The following is a 17,140-nucleotide window of genomic DNA, read 5'->3' on the forward strand; positions in this document are numbered from 1 at the left end:
ACGGTACCCAGTCAGCTTAAGACGCAGATAAGCCCGTTTACCTTGCGCTTACGATGGGCGCCTAGCGTCGCTCTCGTGACCTCGACCACTGATTCGCCGTCCTCCGCCCGGAAGCTTGCCCGGCGGACGCTCCTGCGCCACGGGGCCGCCGTCCCGGTCGCGGTGGGGCTCGGCGCCGCGCTCGTCTCGGGCATCGGGATCGGCGTGCCCTCCATGTGGGGCGACGAGGCGGCCAGCGTGATGTCCGCGCAGCGGCCCTGGGATTCGCTGTGGGCGATGGCGGCGAACATCGACGCCGTGCATACCATGTACTACGCGCTGCTGCACCTCTGGATCGACGCGTTCGGGGCCTCCGCCTTCGCGGTCCGCCTGCCCAGCGCGCTCGCCGTCGGCGTCGCCGTCTCCGGAGTGTTCACGTTGTGCCGGATGCTCTCCGAAGCGCGGCTCGCGTTCATCGCGAGCATCGCCTGCGTGCTGCTGCCCCGGTTCGGTTTCATGGCTGCCGAGACCCGCTCCGCGGCCCTGTCCGCGGCGCTCATGACGTGGCTCACGGTGCTGCTCGTGCACCTGGTGCGGTCTCGCGAGCTCCGCCTGCGCTGGTGGGTGCTGTACGGCGTCGTGCTCGTCGTGAGCGTGCACCTCTTCCTCTACACCGCGCTGATCGCGGCCGTCCACCTGCTGACCCTGCTGGTGCTGCGCGCGCCGCGCCCGGTGTGGTGGCGGTGGGCGTGGGCCACCGTGCTCGCGGGCCTGGCGTGCATCCCCTTCGCGCTCGTGGCCTCGGGCCAGCAGGGGCAGATCGCGTTCTTGGCCCGCCGGGATCCGAAGAATCCGATGGCGATCTTCGTGCATCAGTGGTTCGGCGCGCTGCCCATCGCGGTGTTCGCCTGGATCCTCATCATCGGCGCTGTCGCCTGGGCGGTGACCTCTCGCGTGCGCGCGCCCTCGCGGGAGGCGGACGCGGATCGCCGCGCGCTCATCTCGATCGCGGCCGCGTGGCTGATGGTGCCGATGCTGCTCCTGCTGCTCGCCGACGCGGTGGCCGGGCCGCTCTACACCGGCCGCTACCTGTCGTTCAGTGCCCCGGCGGCCGGGATCCTGATGGGCGCCGCCGTCTCGCTCGTCCGACCGCGCCCGCTCGCCGCGGTCGTCGGTGCCGTGGCGCTGCTGCTCACCGTGCCGTTCGCCGTGTCCCAGCGGACGGAGAACGCGAAGTACGGCAGCGACTGGGCGCAGGTGTCCGCCTACGTGGGCGCGCGCAGCCAGCCCGGTGACGGCGTCGTCTTCGACGAGGGGGTGCGGCCGTCGCGCAAGCCCCGTCTGGCCCTGCGCCTGTACCCCGAGGGCTTCAGGGACACGAGCGATCTCGGGCTCGTCCGCTCCTACGAGCAGACCGACGGTCTGTGGGACGTGGTGAAGCCGCTGCACGAGCTCCCCGGCGCGCTCGACGGCCGGGAGCGCGTGTGGGTCATCGCTCGCTCCGACGAGGGGACGAGCGACGACGAGCGCACGCTGCGCCGCGCCGGCTTCCGTCTCGTGGACACCCACTGGCTCTCGCGCGACGTCATCCTCCTCTACACGAAAGGCACCCCATGAGCACGCTGGTCATCGTCCCCACCTACAACGAGGCGGCGAACATCCTCCACACCCTCGATGAGATCCGCATGTACCTGCCGGAGGCCGATGTGCTCGTCGTCGACGACGGCTCTCCGGACGGCACGGGGGATCTCGTGGCGTCGCGGGGTCTCGCGGATCCGCAGATCGCCCTGCTCTCCCGCGCGGGGAAGAGCGGTCTCGGGGACGCGTACCGGGCGGGCTTCGCGCACGCCCTGGAGCATGGCTACGAGATTGTCGCCGAGATGGACGCGGACGGATCGCACCCCGCACGGCGTCTTCCCGCGCTCGTGGAGGCGCTCGGCTTCGCGGATCTCGCGATCGGCAGCAGGTGGGCGCCGGGCGGGAGCACCGCGGGCTGGGCGCGGCACCGGCATCTCCTCTCCCGGATGGCGAGCCGCTATGTGAGACTGCTCCTCGGGACGCGGGTGAGCGACGCGACGAGCGGCTTCCGCGCGTTCCGCGCGGCGACCCTCGACACGATCGACGCGCTCTCGACGGTGTCCAACGGCTACAGCTTCCAGATCGAGACACTTCACCGTGCCCACCGCAGCGGCGCGGTCATCACGGAGGTGCCGATCGTCTTCTCGGAGCGTGCGCACGGCCGCTCGAAGATGTCGGCGGGGATCGTCGTCGAGGCGTTCACGCGCGTCATCCAGTGGCGACGGCGCCCGTTCCGGCCGCTCGCGCAGCGCCGCGGCGAGCTCGCGCAGCGGCCGTCATCCGAGGGGCAGCGCGGCGATTCCGCATCGCGGCGCGCTGAATCCGCGCCCTCGCTCACGAAGGCGTAACCCCGATGCAGCTCCTCGACTCCGCTCCCGGCGCCGCCCCGACCGTCGGCGACCCGGCAACCCGGAAGCCCCGCCGTTCGCTCCGCAACGCCTGGCGGGAGTTCGGCCGCGCCCCGCGGCTCATGGGAGTCGACGTCGCGCGCGGGCTCGCCGTCTTCGGCATGATCGGCGTGCATGCCGGCGTCTCCGCGAGCTTCGAGGCGGGGAATCCGCTCAGCTGGACCGCCCTCGTGGAGGGGCGCTCCTCGATCCTCTTCGCCGTGGTCGCCGGGATCTCCGTCGCCTTCGCGACCGGGATGCGTTCGCGCCCGACGGGCGAGGTGCTGCGCAGCGCGCGCCTGCGCATGGCCGGGAGGGCGATCGCGGTGCTCGCGGTCGGGCTCGCGCTCGAACTGCTGGGCAGCAGTATCGCCGTGATCCTGCCCGTCTATGGGCTGCTGTTCCTGATCCTGATCCCCTTCCTGGGTGTGCGCCGGAGGACGCTCGTGATCACGGCGATCGCGCTCGCGCTCGCCGGCCCCACGCTGCTCGCGCTCGTCCGCGCGCTCGCGCTCGGGGGGAGCGGGGCCGGCGTCGAATTCCTCATCTCGGGCTCGTATCCGCTCACCGTGTGGCTGCCTCTGATCCTCGCGGGCATGGCGGTGGGTCGATCCTCGTTGCGCGAGACGCGGACCGCGGCGATCGTGACGGGCCTGGGCGTGCTCCTGGCCGTCGGCGGCTACGGCGTCGGCACCGCGCTCAACGGCGCCGGGAACGGATGGGCGTCCGGACTGGCGATGGCGGGGAGCTCGGGCGGCTCATCCGCCTCCTTCGGCGCCGGCGGCTTGAAGCCCGGCGGCGGAGATCTCACTGGCAAGACCTGCGTCTCGAAGTCCGAGGGCCCGATCGCCTGCTTCCCCGGCTCCGGTGGCTCGGGCGCCGGATCGGGCGGTCTCGGCGAGGCGAGCGGCAGCTACCTCGAACGGCTGGGGTCCTCCGACCTCGGCGCCTCTCTGGCGGGCGCGTGGGGCGTGTCGCCGCACTCCGGAGGGACGTTCGAGATCCTTGGCTCGGGGGGCTTCGCCCTCGCGCTCGTCGGGGCCTGCCTGCTGCTCGCTCGGCCGCTCCGCTGGCTGCTCATCCCGGTGGCGGCGGTCGGTTCGATGCCGCTCACCGCGTACTCGGCCCACGTCGTCTCGTTCGCCGTGCTCATCTCGCCCATCGGCCTCGCTCCCGGCATCATGAGCTTCGAGGGGGGTGCCACGAGCAACGCGTTCTGGCTGGCCTGCGTCGGAGTGCTCCTGCTCGGGTGCACGGCCTGGGCGCTGACGCTCGGGCGCGGTCCGCTCGAGCGGGTCACCGCGCGCGCCGCCCGGGCGATGGATCGTCCGGCCCCTGCGACGAGCGGGGCGGGGTAACGGTGCGGGGAGCACGCGAGGGCTGCGCTGCCAGGAGACCGCGAGCGGGGTGCCGCGAGGACGCTCGCGAGCGATAGCTCGATGGTACTCCCCGCAGGTGGGCGCCGGCTGGGGGCGAAAGCCGGGGCCGAGGCGTAGACTCGCGGGGTCCGCGCGGCCGGCGCGGCATCCTCCACCCCCGTCCCGAAGGAGCCGAGTGACCCGAGAGCACCCACGTCCTCTGCTGCAGCCCACCGACGACTTCGACTGGATCATCGGATCGGACGAGCCGGGCGCGGCGCAGCGCCTCGCGCAGGAGACCTCCTGGGCGCTGCTCGATCGCGTGCGCGAGGGAGCCGACCCGGCAGTGGTCGACCGGGTGGTCGGGCTGGCCTCGGGAAGCGGGATCGACGACATCGCGGAGCTGTGGGCGGGGGAGAGCACGCACTCCCTGGCGGGGGTGCTGTGGCGGCTCTACCTGCTGCGCAGGGTGGTCGCGGGCGACGCCGAGGGCTCCGCCGAGCTGTTCCGCCGCGGGGTCGCCGTGGCGGTCACGATCGACCCGGTGGTCGCGGGGGTCGCCGAGCCGGTGACGCCACTCGGCATCGCGGAGCTGTGCGACACGATCCTCCGCGGCGCGTTCACCGGGGATCTCGGGGACGCGCTCGACCGGGCCGCGAGCTACTGCCGGATCATGTCCCTGGGCTCCGCCGATCTCGCCGATGCGCGCGACGAGCTCGACGACGCTCACGCCGCGCACCTCACGACCCGCGCGCTGCGCTATCAGACGCTCGCGCAGGAGCTCCACGCGGGTGCCCGGCGGTGGCGCGACGGCACCCTGGCGTGAGGCTTCTCCGGTCCGGCGGTCCCGCTCCCGGAACGGGTGCGGAGCGTACCGCCCGGCGCGCCCGGAGGAAACCCTCTCGGACGCGGCCGGGCTGCCCGCGGTAGAATGGTGAGTGCCGGGCCGCAGTAACCCCGGGCTCCAATTTTTGCCGCTTCGAGCGGCCTTCCGCCGAGAGGCGTTCTGCGGTCCGGTATTTTTCTGCCCGGATCCGCGCCGCTCAGGGCCCGGCCCCCGGATCCCGGTTCGGATCTCGGCCCGCGTCCAGGATCCCGGCCCGGATCCGCGCCGCTCAGGCCACGTGCACCCACGGCCGCCGCACCAGCTCCGGCTCCGCCTCGCGCAGCACCTCGCGCGTCATGGGGGCGATCTCGCCCGCGCCGAAGACGAGGAAGCGCAGCAGATTCGTGATCGGGTTGCCCTCCGTCCAGCGGAAGTAGATGTGCGGGTTGCAGCCGAGCTCGCTGCGCAGGTGCAGCGCCGCCGCCGCGATGCCGTTCGGCACGGTGGTGCCCTGCACGGCGAGCACGCGGTAGCCGTGGCGCTCGATCCCGCGCACCAGCAGCTCGCCCTCGAAGTCGGAGCTGTCGCCCACCTCCACCTCGATGAACAGCACGTCGTCGCCCTCCGGCAGGTGGTGCGCGAGGCGTGCGTGCTCCAGCTTGAGCCGGTAGCGTTCGGCGCTGACGTCGTCGGGCTCGTGCGCGATGAGGCGGACGGTCTGCCCGGGCGCGAGATCGAGGAAGGCGGAGGCTGCGGGATCGAGCCGCACGGAGGTGGCGCGCAGCTCGGTGGAGCGGGCGACCCGGGAAACGATGCTGACGACGACGATGCCGAGGATGAACCAGCCCGCGATCTTGATGCCGTCGGGGCGCTCGACGATGTTCGCGACGGTCGTGTAGACGAAGACGGCCGTGATCATCCCGAAGCCCACCGTGGCGCCGCGCTGACCGCGGGCGTGCGCGGCGAGCGTCACCGCCACCGCCGCCGAGGTGATGAGCACGAGCACGCCGGTCGCGTAGGCGCCGCCCTGGGCGTCGACGCTGGCCTGGAAGATGATCGTGATGAGGAAGGCGACGCCGGTGAAGACGAGCACGAGCGGCCGGGTGGCGCGTGCCCAGGCGGGCGCCATGCCGTAGTGCGGCAGATAGCGGGGCACGAGGTTGAGCAGGCCCGCCATGGCGGAGGCCCCCGCGAACCAGAGGATCGCGATGGTGACGAGGTCGTAGGCGGTGCCGAAGCCGTCGCCGAGGAACTCGTGGGCGAGGTAGGCGAGGGCGCGGCCGTTCGCCTCGCCGCCCTCCTCGAACTTCTCGGCGGGGATCAGCGCGACCGTCGTGATCGACGAGGTGATGAGGAAGCCGCTCATGATGAGCGCCGAGGTGGTGAGCAGGCGCTTGGCGTCGCGGATCCTGCCGCGTGGGTTCGCCTCGGTGTCGCTCTCGTCGCCGCGGATCTGCGGCATGACGGCCACGCCGGTTTCGAAGCCGGAGAGCCCGAGGGCGAGCTTCGGGAAGACGACGAGGGCGATCGCGACCACGAAGAGCGGGTTGCCGTGCTGGGTGGTGAGCACCGTCCACCAGTCGCCCACGACGACGGGGTTCGCGAGGAGGTGCGCGACGGCGACGACCACCACGACGAGGTTGAGCGCGAGGAAGGCGCCCACGAGTACGGTGGCGAGGCGGATCGCCTCGCGGAAGCCGCGCAGGAACACGACGCCGAGCCCCGCGAGCAGCGCGAGCGTGATGACGACCTCCTGGCCGCGCAGCGAGCGGGGCGCGAAGGGGTTCTCGACGAGGTGCGCGGTGGCGTCGGCCGCCGAAAGCGTCATGGTGATCATGAAGTCGGTGGCGGCGAAGCCGAGGAGGGCGAGGATCGCGAGCTTGCCGCTCCAGCGGGGGAGGTGCTTGGCGAGCATCGAGATCGAACCGGTGCCGTGCGGGCTCTCCTGGGCGACGCGACGGTAGACGGGCAGCGCCCCGGCGAGGGTGACGAGCACGAGCACGATCGTCGCGATGGGGGCGACGGCGCCGGCGGCGAGGGCGGCGATGGCGGGCTGGTAGCCGAGGGTGGAGAAGTAGTCGAGCCCGGTGAGGCACATGACGCGCAGCCAGTGCTGGCGGCGGTGCTGATCGGGGCGGCCGTGGGGGCCGGTCTGCTGCCCCGGGGGTTCTGCGGTGTCGGCGAGAAGCCAGCGCCGGAGGGCGGCTCCCCGCCCGGGTTCGTCGGGGTCTTCGGGGGCGGTCTCGAGCGATGAGCTCGATGCGGCGCTGCGCGTGTTCACGGCGCAACAGTACGCCTCTGAGACGGAGTCCATGCTGAGAGTTGCTTGTGAGGCCGGGGATCGTCTCGATCCCGGGTCCGTCTACCCGGTGCGGCCTGCGCGGCTGCTCGGCGGCGACAGCCATTTCTGGCTGTCGTACAGCCGCGCCGAGGCCGTCTCGGCCTCGGGTCCGTCTACCCGAACCTACCCGACACGTAGTCTTCCGTAGCCTGCACCGCGGGCGTCGAGAAGATCGTGGAGGTGTCGTCGTACTCGATGAGCTTGCCCGGCTTGCCGGTGCCCGCGATGTTGAAGAAGGCGGTGCGGTCGGAGACGCGGGAGGCCTGCTGCATGTTGTGGGTCACGATCACGATCGTGTACTCCTTCTTCAGCTCGTCGATGAGGTCCTCGATGGCGAGCGTGGAGATGGGGTCGAGTGCCGAGCAGGGCTCGTCCATGAGCAGTACCTCGGGGGAGACGGCGATGGCGCGAGCGATGCACAGGCGCTGCTGCTGGCCGCCCGAGAGCCCGGAGCCGGGCTTGTCGAGGCGGTCCTTCACCTCGTTCCAGAGGTTCGCGCCCTGCAGCGAGCGTTCCACGAGCTCGTCCGCGTCGCTCTTGGAGATGCGGCGGTTGTTGAGGCGCACCCCGGCGAGCACGTTCTCGCGGATCGACATGGTGGGGAAGGGGTTGGGGCGCTGGAAGACCATGCCGACCTGCCGCCGCACGAGCACGGGGTCGACGCCGGGGCCGTAGAGGTCTTCGCCGTCGAGCAGCACCTGGCCTTCGACGCGGGCGCCCGGGATGGCCTCGTGCATGCGGTTGAGGGTGCGCAGGAAGGTCGACTTGCCGCAGCCGGAGGGGCCGATGAAGGCGGTGACGCTGCGGGGTTCGATGTTCATCGTCACGCCCTCGACGGCGAGGAACTTGGAGTAGTAGACGTTGAGGTCGGAGACCTCGATGCGCTTCGACATGCGGTGTGGCTTTCCTTCGGGAGTCTGGGGGAGGGGAGGATCCGGGGCGGGATCAGCGGCCGGTCTTCGGCGCGAACCACTTCGCGATGAGGCGCGCGAGGAGGTTGAGTGCCATGACGATGAGGATCAGCAGCAGCGCGGCTGCCCAGGCGCGCTCGAAGAACGCGAAGGCGGGGTTGCCCTGGTTGGCGAACTGCGTGTACACGTACACGGGCAGCGACTGCATGCGGTCCTGGAAGAGGTTGTAGTTCATGGAGGCGGTGAAGCCGGCGGTGATGAGCAGCGGCGCGGTCTCGCCGATGACGCGGGCGATGGCGAGCATGATGCCGGTGGTGATGCCGGCGATCGAGGTGGGCAGCACGACCTTCACGATGGTGCGCCACTTGGGCACGCCGAGCGCGTAGGCGGCCTCGCGCAGCTCGTTGGGCACGAGCCGCAGCATCTCCTCGCTGGATCGCACGACGACGGGGATCATGAGCACGGAGAGCGCCACGGCGCCGACGATGCCCATGCGCACGCCGGGTCCGAGGAAGACCGCGAAGAGCGCGTAGGCGAAGAGGCCGGCGACGATGGAGGGGATGCCGGTCATGACGTCGACGAGGAAGGTGATGGTCTTCGCGAGCCGGCCGCGGCCGTACTCCACGAGGTAGATGGAGGTCATGAGGCCGAGCGGCACGGAGATGATCGTGGCGGCGAGGGTGATGAGGAGGGTGCCGATCATGGCGTGCAGGGCGCCGCCGCCCTCGCCGGTGATGTTGCGCATCGAGGAGTTGAAGAACTCGCCGTCGAAGCGGGCGAGCCCGTTGGAGACGACGGTGATGCCGACGGAGACGAGCGGCACCATGGCGAGCAGGAAGGCCCCGGTGACGAGCCCGGTGACGAAGCGATCCATCGCCTGGCGCGTGCCCTCGACGATGGCCGACATGACGGTGATGACGAGGAGGTAGAGGATCGCGGCGACGAGCACGGCGCCGACGACGGAGAGGGTGCCGCCTGAGGCCGCCGCGAGCAGCCCGAAGAGCGCGAAGGAGGCGAGGAGCGCTCCGGCCAGCACCAGCCAGGGGGTGGTGCGGGGCAGTCGGTTGCCGGCGAGCGCGGAGCCCGGGGTGACGGTGCGGACGGTCAGGGCCACGGCTTCGGTCCTCTTTTCTGTGCCTCGTGCGGCACCTCGGCTCGGCTGCAGCATCAGTTCGCGCCCGAGAACTCGGCGCGACGCGAGACGATCCAGCGCGCGAGGGCGTTCACGAGGAAGGTGACGATGAACAGGATCAGGCCGGTCGCGATGAGCACGTTGATGTTCTCGCCGTAGGCCTCGGGGAAGGAGAGCGCGATGTTCGCGGCGATGGTGGAGGGGTTCTCGCTGGTGAGCAGCCGGAAGGTGAGCAGACCGGTGGCGGAGAGCACCATCGCGACGGCCATGGTCTCGCCGAGCGCGCGGCCGAGGCCGAGCATGGCCGCGGAGACGATGCCGGGCCGGCCGAAGGGCAGCACGGCGAGGCGGATCATCTCCCAGCGCGTGGCGCCGAGAGCGAGCGCGGCCTCCTCGTGGAGGGCGGGCGCCTGCAGGAACACCTCGCGGCAGATCGCGGTCATGATGGGGAGGATCATCACCGCGAGCACGAGGGAGGCGGTGAGGATGGTGCGGCCCGTGCCGCTCGCGGTCCCCCCGAAGAGCGGGATCCAGCCGAGGTGCTCGTTGAGCCAGAAGTAGACGGGCTGGGCGGCGGGTGCGAGGACGCCGATGCCCCACAGGCCGAAGACGACGCTGGGCACGGCGGCGAGCAGGTCGACGACGTAGCCGAGCAGCTGAGCGAGCTTGCGGGGCGCGTAGTGCGAGATGAAGAGCGCGATCCCGATGGAGAGGGGCAGCGCCATCAGGAGGGCGAGCGCCGCGGCCCAGACGGTGCCGAAGACGAGCGGGCCGACGTAGGCCCAGAAGTTGGAGGTGAGGAGCGAGGCCGTCTCGTCGGTGGCGACGAAGGCGGGGAGACTGCGCACCACGAGGAAGATCGCGACCGCGGCGAGGGTCACGAGGATCATGCTGCCCGCGAAGAGGGCGGAGCGCGAGAACACGCGGTCGCCGAGGCTGAGCACGGGCTTCGCCGGGGCCTGGACGGGGGCGGGGGTTCTCGCGCTCCGCCCTCTTCGCGGGCCCGCCGTTTAAAAAAAGAAAGGGGCATACGATTTCAACCAGGGTCCGGGGGGCGAGGAGATGTGTAGAAGCGTGGGCTCGGAGATGTGCCGCAGAGAGCGGACGCCGGCCGTTTCGGGCACGGCGTCCGCTCGCTGCGGATGCTAGCCGATCGCGTCGATCGCGGTCTGCACCTTGCCGCGCAGTTCCTCGGAGATCGGGGCGCTGCCGGCCGCCTCGGCCGCGGTCTGCTGGCCTTCCTCGCTGACGATGTAGGAGAAGTACTCCTTGACCAGCTCGGCGTTGGCCGAGTCGGCGTACTTCTCGCAGCCGATGAGGTAGCTGACGAGCACGATCGGGTAGACGCCGGCCTCGGTGGAGGTGCGGTCGAGGGTGATCGCGAGGTCGTGGTCGCTGCGGCCCTCCTCGAAGGGCGAGGCGTCGACGATGGCGGCGGCGGCCTCGGGCGAGTAGCCGACGAACTCGTCGCCGACCTTGATCTTCACGGTGCCGAGATCGCCGGCGCGCGAGGCGTCGGCGTAGCCGATCGTGCCGGTGCCGTTGGTGACGGCGTCGACGACGCCGGTGGTGCCCTGGGCGCCCTCGCCGCCGAACTCGGTCGGCCACGATTCGATGGAGCCCACTGTCCAGTCATCGGGCGCCGCGGCCGAGAGGTAGTCGGTGAAGTTGCCGGTGGTGCCCGACTCGTCGGAGCGGTGCACAGCCGAGATGTTGGTGTCGGGGAGGGTGACGCCCTCGTTCTGGGAGGCGATCGCCGGGTCGTTCCACTTGGTGATCTTGCCGCTGAAGATCTGCGCGACCGTGGCGGCGTCGAGCTGCAGCGAGTCGACGCCCTCGACGTTGAAGATGATCGCGATCGGGGAGATGTAGGCCGGGAACTCGACGATGTCGCCCGTGGCGCAGCCCTCGAAGGGGCCGGCCGCGATCTCGTCGACCGTGAAGGCGCGGTCTGAGCCGGCGAAGGCGCTGGCGCCCTGCTGGAAGGTCTCGCGGCCCGCGCCGGAGCCCGTCGGATCGTAGTTCACGGTCACGCCGGAGTGGGTGGTCTGGAATCCGGCGATCCAGGCCTCCTGGGCCGAGCCCTGCGAGGAGGCGCCGGCACCGATGAGCTCGCCCGAGAGCGAGGAGTCCGAGGTGCTGCCGTCGCCCGAGTCAGCGGGCGCAGCCTCGTTGGCGGCGCAGGAGGTGAGCGCGAGGGCGGCGATGCCGCCGATGGCCGCGACCTTGGCGAATGCTGAGAGCTTCACGGTGGGGTGATCCAATCTGAGAGCTGATGGGGGCGCGGCCGCGATCGGCCACGACTCCACGCTAGGCAAGCTGCGTGAAGCGCGGTCTGCCGGAGGGTGAACAACGGGTGAACACGCAGCGCTCGACGGGTGCCCGCGAGCCGCTCATCACGCAGGAGTGAGCCTGGCGGCCGGCCCGGGCGAACGCGGCTCGGGGGCCGGATGGGGCGGGCTCTCATGAGACGCCCGGCGGCCGCGTCCTAGGGTGGAGCACATGTCCGTGGGTCTCGTCATCGATGTCGCGGTGGTGCTCGTCCTGCTCTCCGCGGTCATCACGGGGATCGCGCGCGGGCTGATCCGGGGGCTCGGCGCCGCCATCGGGCTGATCGCCGGCGGAGCCGCGGCGCTGGTGGTCATGCCGCTCGTCTCCGCGCACGTGCCGGCGATCGGCTGGAACGTGGCCGCGGCGCTCGCCGCCGGGCTCGCCCTGATCGCGGTCGGCGTCTCCATCGGCGCGTGGATCGCGAAGGCGTTCCGACGGCCCGTGCACCGGGTGGGGCTGGGGGTGCTCGACCGGCTCCTGGGCGGCGCGGCCGGCCTGGCCGCCGCGGTCGCGGTGGTGCTGATCCTGTCGATGAGCGCCGCCATGTCCGGGGTGCCCGGGGCGACGCAGGCGGTCGCCTCGTCGACGGTGCTGCGCTTCCTCGACGATGCGGTGCCGTCGCCGGTCACCTCGGCCCTGGCCCGCCTGCGCGCGATCGCGGTCGACGACGGTATTCCGACCGTGCTCGACGCGGCGGGCATCACGGGAGCCCCCGTGCCCGACGCCGACGCTGACACCCCGGCGCTGCGCACCGCCGCCGAGTCCGTGCTGCGCATCACGACGAGCGCGCCGAGCTGCGCGACGGCGAGCACGGGCAGCGGCTTCGTGGTGTCGGACGGGGTGGTGATGACGAACGCGCACGTGGTGGCGGGCGCGAGCGAGGTGGTGGTCGCGGCGCGCGGTGAGCTGCCGCGGGCGAGCGAGGTGGTCTACTTCGACCCGGAGGCGGACATCGCGGTGCTCGCGGTGCCGGATTTGCAGGCCGCCGCGCTGCCCTTCGACGCGACCCCGGCGGTGGGGGAGACGGTGTTCTTCCAGGGCTACCCCTACGGAGGGCCCTTCGTCTCGCGCAGTGCGGCGGTGCTCGCCGCGGGGCCCATGACGGCGGTGGAGGTGGCGGGCGGCGGCCCGGTGACCCGCTCCGCGGTGCGGCTCGCCGCGCAGGTGGAGCCGGGCAACTCGGGCGGCCCGCTGCTCACCGCGGAGGGGGCGGTGTCGGGCATGATCTTCGCGCGCTCCGACACCGACCCGCGCGTGGGTTTCGCCCTCGGGATGGACGAGCTCGCCCCGGTCCTCGCCCAGGCCCCCGGCCTGCGTGAGCCCGTCTCGACGGGCCCCTGCGCCTGAGCGCTGCCCCCTGCGCGCCCGCCGAGCTTCCCTTGTCGATTCGCCATCGCCGAAAGGGAGAGAGCGCGTCCGGAAACGCGGTGGGAGCCCGGGTTCGTTCCTTGTCGTCGGCGAGGCTCGGGCCTGAGGTCAGTGCTTGAGGGGGTAGCTTTCGACGGCGAGGATGCCGGCGTCGGGGTGGCGGCGAGAGAGGTGGAACACGGAGAAGCCCGCGGGCGGCAGCGCGGTCGCCGCGTCCAGGTAGGCGCCCGCGGGGCTGCCCGCGGCCCGGCGCAGCTCACGGGCGAGATCGGGCAGCACCGGGCGGTGACTGCACAGGATCGCGTTCTTGCGGCGGCCCACGATCTTGCCGACGCGGCGGCGCAGCGCAGAGAGATCCCCCTCGTCCCAGGAGTCCTGACTCAGGGAGCGCTTCGCCCGCACCCGCTTCCGCAGCTGCGCCGCGAGCGGCGCCACGGTCCGCAGGCAGCGCTCCGCCGTCGAGGAGTAGATGCGCCCGGGGCCGAAGGCGGCGAGGATCGGCACCAGCGTCTCCGCCTGCTCCTCGCCGAGCTCGGTCAGTGGCCGCAGGTGATCCTTGCGGGAGCCCTTCCCGCGCGGATCCGCCTTCGCGTGGCGCAGCAGCGTGATCGCGTAGGAGTCGATGAGGTCGCGGGAGGCGAGCCGCACGAACACGTCGTAGAGCTCCCGGTCCGCCCGGTAGCTCAGCCGCTCGCGCACCTCCTCCATCGGCACCCACTCGATCGCCGCGACCTCACGGTTCGGCTTGAAGCGGGCCGCCTCCACGTCCTTGGCGCGCACCTTCGCCGCCCAGTACTGCACCGTCTTGGTGCGGTTGCCGCTCAGCTCGTAGTGGATGGTGCCGAGGTTGATGCCGAGCCGCACCCGGTAGCCGGTCTCCTCGCGCGTCTCACGCACCGCTGCCGCCGGCATGCTCTCGCCCGGATCGAGCTTCCCCTTCGGGAACGACACATCGCGCTGCTTCGCGCGGTGAATGAGCAGCACCAGGATCCGGGCGTCGCCGTGCTCGTCGTAGACGCGCCGCCAGCACACCGTGCCCGCCGCCAGCACCTCCTCCTGCGATCCCGTGCGCGCGCCCCCGCTCACCTGGCCCTCCGCGACCGCGCCTCGGTGCGGTCCAGCATCACCAGATCCTGCAGATCGGGCAGCGGCTCGCCCGACTCGCCCACCACCCGGCGCTGCCAGCTGCCGTCGGGCAGCATGCGCCAGGCCGATACCTCGTCGCTGAAGGCGAAGCCGAAGAAGCGGTCGATGCGGGCCAGGTGCTCGCGGTCCGTGAGCTGCACGAGCACCTCGATGCGGCGGTCCAGATTGCGGTGCATGAGATCCGCGCTGCCGATGAACACCTCGCGTTCGCCGTCGTTCTCGAAGGCGTAGATGCGGGAGTGCTCCAGGTAGCGGCCGAGCACCGAGCGCACGCGGATCGTCTCGGACAGCCCCGGCACGCCCGCCTTGATCGAGCAGATGCCGCGCACCCACACGTCGATGGGCACCCCGGCCTGGCTCGCCCGGTAGAGCGCGTCGATGATGGACTCGTCGACCATCGAGTTCGCCTTCAGGCGGATCCCGCTCGGCCGTCCCGCCCGCGCGTGCTCCGCCTCCCGCTCGATGCGTTCGAGCAGTCCGCCGCGCAGCTGCAGGGGTGCGACGAGGAGCCGGTCGTAGTCGGTCTCGATGGCGTAGCCGCTGAGCACGTTGAAGAGCTTGGTGACGTCGCGGCCCACCTCGGGGGAGGAGGTGAAGAGGCCGAAATCCTCGTAGATGCGGCTCGTCTTCGGATTGTAGTTGCCGGTGCCGATGTGGCAGTAGTGGGCGAGCCGGCCGCCCTCGTCCCGGATCACCTGCACGAGCTTGCAGTGGGTCTTCAAGCCGACGAGGCCGTAGACGACGTGCACCCCGGCCTGCTCGAGCTTGCGGGCCCAGGTGATGTTCGCCTCCTCGTCGAAGCGTGCCTTCACCTCGACGAGCGCCAGCACCTGCTTGCCGGCCTCCGCGGCCTTGATGAGGGCGGCCACGATGGGGCTGTCGCCCGAGGTGCGGTAGAGGGTCTGCTTGATGGCGAGCACGTCGGGGTCGGTGGCGGCCTGCTCCACGAAAGCCTGCACGCTCGTGGAGAAGGACTCGTAGGGGTGGTGGACGAGCACCTCGCGGCGCGCGATCGCCGCGAAGGTGTCGGGCTTCTCGCTGGGCGAGCTGGTGCGGAACTGCGGCGCGGTGACGGGGATGTGCGGCTGGAACTTCAGATCGGGCCGGGCCACGCGGGTCAGCGCGAAGAGGCCGCTCAGGTCGAGCGGGGCGGGCAGCGTGTAGACCTGCTGCTCGTCGATGTCGAACTCGCGCACCAGCAGTTCGAGGGTCGCGTCGTCCATGTCGTCGGAGATCTCGAGGCGGATCGGCGGGCCGAAGCGTCGCCGCAGCAGCTCCTTCTCGAGCGCCTGGATGAGGTTTTCGGTCTCATCCTCCTCGATCTCCATGTCCTCGTTGCGGGTGACGCGGAAGACGTGGTGGTCGATGACCTCCATGCCGGGGAAGAGCCCGCCGAGCTGGTTCGCAATGAGCCCCTCCAGCGGGATGAAGCGCACATCGTCCGCGCTCTCCCGGCGGTCGACGCGCACGTAGCGCGGGATCATCTGCGGCACCTTGAGGCGCGCGAACTCGACCTTGTCGGTGCGGGGGTTGCGCACCCGGATCGACAGGTTGAGCGCCCGGCCGGAGATGTAGGGGAAGGGGTGGGCGGGGTCGACCGCGAGCGGCATGAGCACGGGGTAGATGTGCTTCTCGTAGTAGTCGGTGAGGATCTCGCGGTCGGCGTCGTCGAGCTGCTCCCAGTCGACGATGCGCACCCCCGCGGCGGCCAGCTCGGGCTGCACCTGCTCGCGGAAGCAGCGGGCGTGCCGCAGTTGCAGCTCGTAGGCGATGCGGTTGATGTCGGCGAGCACCTCGGTGGGGGCGCGGCCGATGTTGGTGGGCACCGCCAGGCCGGTGACGATGCGGCGCTTGAGGCCGGCGACGCGCACCATGAAGAACTCGTCGAGGTTCGAGGCGAAGATCGCGAGGAAGTTGGCGCGCTCCAGCAGCGGCACCGAGGGGTCCTCGGCCAGTTCGAGCACCCGCTGGTTGAAGGCGAGCCAGCTCAGCTCCCGGTCGATGTAGCGGTCGGGGGGAAGCTGGGCGTCGAGCGGCGCGGGCAGCGCCTCGGCGCCGCCGGCGGACTCACGGGTGTCTTCGCTCATGGCTCCATTCTGGCATCGACGGTCTCGCGGCCCGAGCGCGCCCACTGACGGCTGCGTGAATCGACGGTGAACGCCGCCCGCTCGTAGAGCCGTACCGCCGGTTCGTTCTCGCCGTCGACGTAGAGCGAGACGCGGTCCGGGCGGTGCTGGGCCATGCGCGCGAGCGTGACGTCGAGCAGCAGCCGGCCCAGGCCGCGGCCGGCGTACTCGGGGCGCACGCCCACCGCGTAGAGCTCGCACTCGACCGCGCCCGTGTCCGTGCCCGTGCCCGTGTCCGTGCCCGTGCTCGCGCCCGCGCCTCCGGAGGCTCCGGCCGCTCCGCCCCCGCCGGCCGCTGCTTCCGTCCGCACGGTCTTGATCCAGGTCGATCCGGCGAGCTCGGCGCCGTCGCGCTCCGCGAACAGGATGAGGTCCGGCGGGTCGAACCACGGCTCCTGCCGCATCAGCGCGAAGTCGTCCTCCGTGATCCGCCCCTGCTCGGGGTGGGTGGCGAAGGCGGCCGCGTTGGCGCGCACCCACGCGCCCGCGTCGCCGGGGCGTGCCGGATCGAAGGCGCGCAGCTCCAGGCCGGGCGGGGTGGGCAGCGCCAGCGGATCTCGGCCGTCGTCCGGAAGCCGGGAGGGATCGAGGGTCATGCGCAGCAGCGTGCGCACGGGAGCGAAGCCCGCACCGCGCAGCAGCGCCTCCGCCGCCGGATTCTCGCCGTGCGCCCACGCCCGCAGCTCGCCGCCGTCCGGATCGCCGCCGTGCCCGAGCAGCAGCGCCAGCGCCGCCGAGCCGAGCCCCCGCCCTCGCGCCTCCGGCCGGACGACGAGATCGACTTCGCCCTGGCCGATCACGCCCAGGGCGACGACCGCCCCGGCCTCGGGGGCGCCGCCCTCCTCGCCGAAGAGCAGCAGCGTCCGCTGCCCCTGCGCGGCAGCGAGCATCGCCTGATCCGACACCGGCGAGACGCCGTCCGCGGCCTCGGCCGCCGCGATCAGCGCGCGGGCCTCGGCGAGATCCTGCTCGGTGCGCGCCTCCCGCGCCAGCAGTGCTGCTGCCATTGATCGCCTCCCGTCATCCCGGTGTGCACCAGGCTACTGGGCGCCACTGACATCCCCGCAATGCCGGGCACGGCACCGCGATCCCGAGCAGCGATCCAGCGCGCTTGCAGCAGTGAGCCGCGATCCCGAGCGCCTGCAGCACGAGCGGCG

General features: G+C 71.7%; 13 protein-coding genes. 5 read left to right on the forward strand and 8 right to left on the reverse strand.

The window, feature by feature from the left end:
- The first annotated feature begins 75 nt into the window (after positions 1-75).
- The 4 genes from B4915_RS05800 to B4915_RS05815 all read left to right on the forward strand — a co-directional run bounded on the left by B4915_RS05800 (position 76) and on the right by B4915_RS05815 (position 4,628).
- On the forward strand, positions 76-1,596 hold the full coding sequence (locus B4915_RS05800; protein WP_105804890.1) for a glycosyltransferase family 39 protein: 1,521 nt from the start codon (positions 76-78) through the stop codon (positions 1,594-1,596).
- Positions 1,593-2,405, forward strand: coding sequence for a polyprenol monophosphomannose synthase (locus B4915_RS05805; protein WP_105804891.1), 813 nt, complete (start codon positions 1,593-1,595; stop codon positions 2,403-2,405). The genes B4915_RS05800 and B4915_RS05805 overlap by 4 nt, the downstream gene beginning before the upstream one ends.
- 5 nt (positions 2,406-2,410) lie before the next feature.
- A complete protein-coding gene (locus B4915_RS05810) occupies positions 2,411-3,802 on the forward strand; it encodes a heparan-alpha-glucosaminide N-acetyltransferase domain-containing protein (RefSeq protein WP_105804892.1) in 1,392 nt (463 codons plus the stop codon).
- A gap of 196 nt (positions 3,803-3,998) precedes the next feature.
- On the forward strand, positions 3,999-4,628 hold the full coding sequence (locus B4915_RS05815) for a hypothetical protein (protein ID WP_105804893.1): 630 nt from the start codon (positions 3,999-4,001) through the stop codon (positions 4,626-4,628).
- A gap of 289 nt (positions 4,629-4,917) precedes the next feature.
- Here the strand turns inward: B4915_RS05815 and B4915_RS05820 are convergent, their stop codons facing one another.
- The 5 genes from B4915_RS05820 to pstS form a co-directional block, all read right to left on the reverse strand.
- Positions 4,918-6,726, reverse strand: a complete 1,809-nt coding sequence (locus tag B4915_RS05820) for an APC family permease (protein ID WP_105804931.1) — start codon at positions 6,724-6,726, stop codon at positions 4,918-4,920.
- Positions 6,727-7,082: 356 nt separating this feature from the next.
- Positions 7,083-7,862, reverse strand: coding sequence for a phosphate ABC transporter ATP-binding protein PstB (gene pstB / locus B4915_RS05825; RefSeq protein WP_105804894.1), 780 nt, complete (start codon positions 7,860-7,862; stop codon positions 7,083-7,085).
- Between the two features lie 52 nt (positions 7,863-7,914).
- Positions 7,915-8,988: a phosphate ABC transporter permease PstA gene (gene pstA / locus B4915_RS05830; RefSeq protein WP_425436321.1), complete on the reverse strand. Its 1,074-nt coding sequence runs from the start codon at positions 8,986-8,988 to the stop codon at positions 7,915-7,917.
- Between the two features lie 59 nt (positions 8,989-9,047).
- A complete protein-coding gene (gene pstC / locus B4915_RS05835; protein WP_105804896.1) occupies positions 9,048-9,956 on the reverse strand; it encodes a phosphate ABC transporter permease subunit PstC in 909 nt (302 codons plus the stop codon).
- Between the two features lie 201 nt (positions 9,957-10,157).
- Complete coding sequence (pstS, locus tag B4915_RS05840; RefSeq protein ID WP_105804897.1) at positions 10,158-11,261, reverse strand: phosphate ABC transporter substrate-binding protein PstS; 1,104 nt, start codon at positions 11,259-11,261, stop codon at positions 10,158-10,160.
- Between the two features lie 253 nt (positions 11,262-11,514).
- On the opposite strand from pstS, the gene B4915_RS05845 reads away from it, so the two are divergent.
- A complete protein-coding gene (locus B4915_RS05845) occupies positions 11,515-12,690 on the forward strand; it encodes a MarP family serine protease (RefSeq protein ID WP_105804898.1) in 1,176 nt (391 codons plus the stop codon).
- 129 nt (positions 12,691-12,819) lie between these two features.
- Here the strand turns inward: B4915_RS05845 and B4915_RS15025 are convergent, their stop codons facing one another.
- The 3 genes from B4915_RS15025 to mshD are packed head-to-tail and all read right to left on the reverse strand — an operon-like array spanning position 12,820 to position 16,990.
- Positions 12,820-13,797 (reverse strand): NUDIX hydrolase, encoded by a 978-nt coding sequence (locus B4915_RS15025; RefSeq protein ID WP_105804899.1) that lies wholly within the window; start codon positions 13,795-13,797, stop codon positions 12,820-12,822.
- The gene (locus tag B4915_RS05855; RefSeq protein ID WP_105804900.1) at positions 13,794-15,944 is read right to left on the reverse strand and encodes an RNA degradosome polyphosphate kinase; all 2,151 of its coding nucleotides are present in this window, start codon (positions 15,942-15,944) and stop codon (positions 13,794-13,796) included. Before B4915_RS05855 ends, B4915_RS15025 begins: the two co-directional genes overlap by 4 nt.
- The gene (mshD, locus tag B4915_RS05860; protein ID WP_105804901.1) at positions 15,941-16,990 is read right to left on the reverse strand and encodes a mycothiol synthase; all 1,050 of its coding nucleotides are present in this window, start codon (positions 16,988-16,990) and stop codon (positions 15,941-15,943) included. The genes B4915_RS05855 and mshD overlap by 4 nt, the downstream gene beginning before the upstream one ends.
- Between the last annotated feature and the right edge of the window lie 150 nt (positions 16,991-17,140).

Origin of the sequence: Leucobacter massiliensis, from assembly GCF_002982315.1 — a bacterium.
GTDB lineage: Bacteria > Actinomycetota > Actinomycetes > Actinomycetales > Microbacteriaceae > Leucobacter > Leucobacter massiliensis.

What these genes read in the sequence shown, in the direction of transcription:
- B4915_RS05805 (WP_105804891.1), top strand. Translation starts at nt 1,593, where the DNA reads ATGAGCACGCTGGTCATCGTCCCCACCTACAACGAGGCGGCGAACATC.
- B4915_RS05810 (WP_105804892.1), top strand. Translation starts at nt 2,411, where the DNA reads ATGCAGCTCCTCGACTCCGCTCCCGGCGCCGCCCCGACCGTCGGCGAC.
- B4915_RS05820 (WP_105804931.1), bottom strand. Translation starts at nt 6,726, where the DNA reads ATGTGCCTCACCGGGCTCGACTACTTCTCCACCCTCGGCTACCAGCCC.
- pstB (WP_105804894.1), bottom strand. Translation starts at nt 7,862, where the DNA reads ATGTCGAAGCGCATCGAGGTCTCCGACCTCAACGTCTACTACTCCAAG.
- B4915_RS05845 (WP_105804898.1), top strand. Translation starts at nt 11,515, where the DNA reads ATGTCCGTGGGTCTCGTCATCGATGTCGCGGTGGTGCTCGTCCTGCTC.
- B4915_RS05855 (WP_105804900.1), bottom strand. Translation starts at nt 15,944, where the DNA reads ATGAGCGAAGACACCCGTGAGTCCGCCGGCGGCGCCGAGGCGCTGCCC.
- mshD (WP_105804901.1), bottom strand. Translation starts at nt 16,990, where the DNA reads ATGGCAGCAGCACTGCTGGCGCGGGAGGCGCGCACCGAGCAGGATCTC.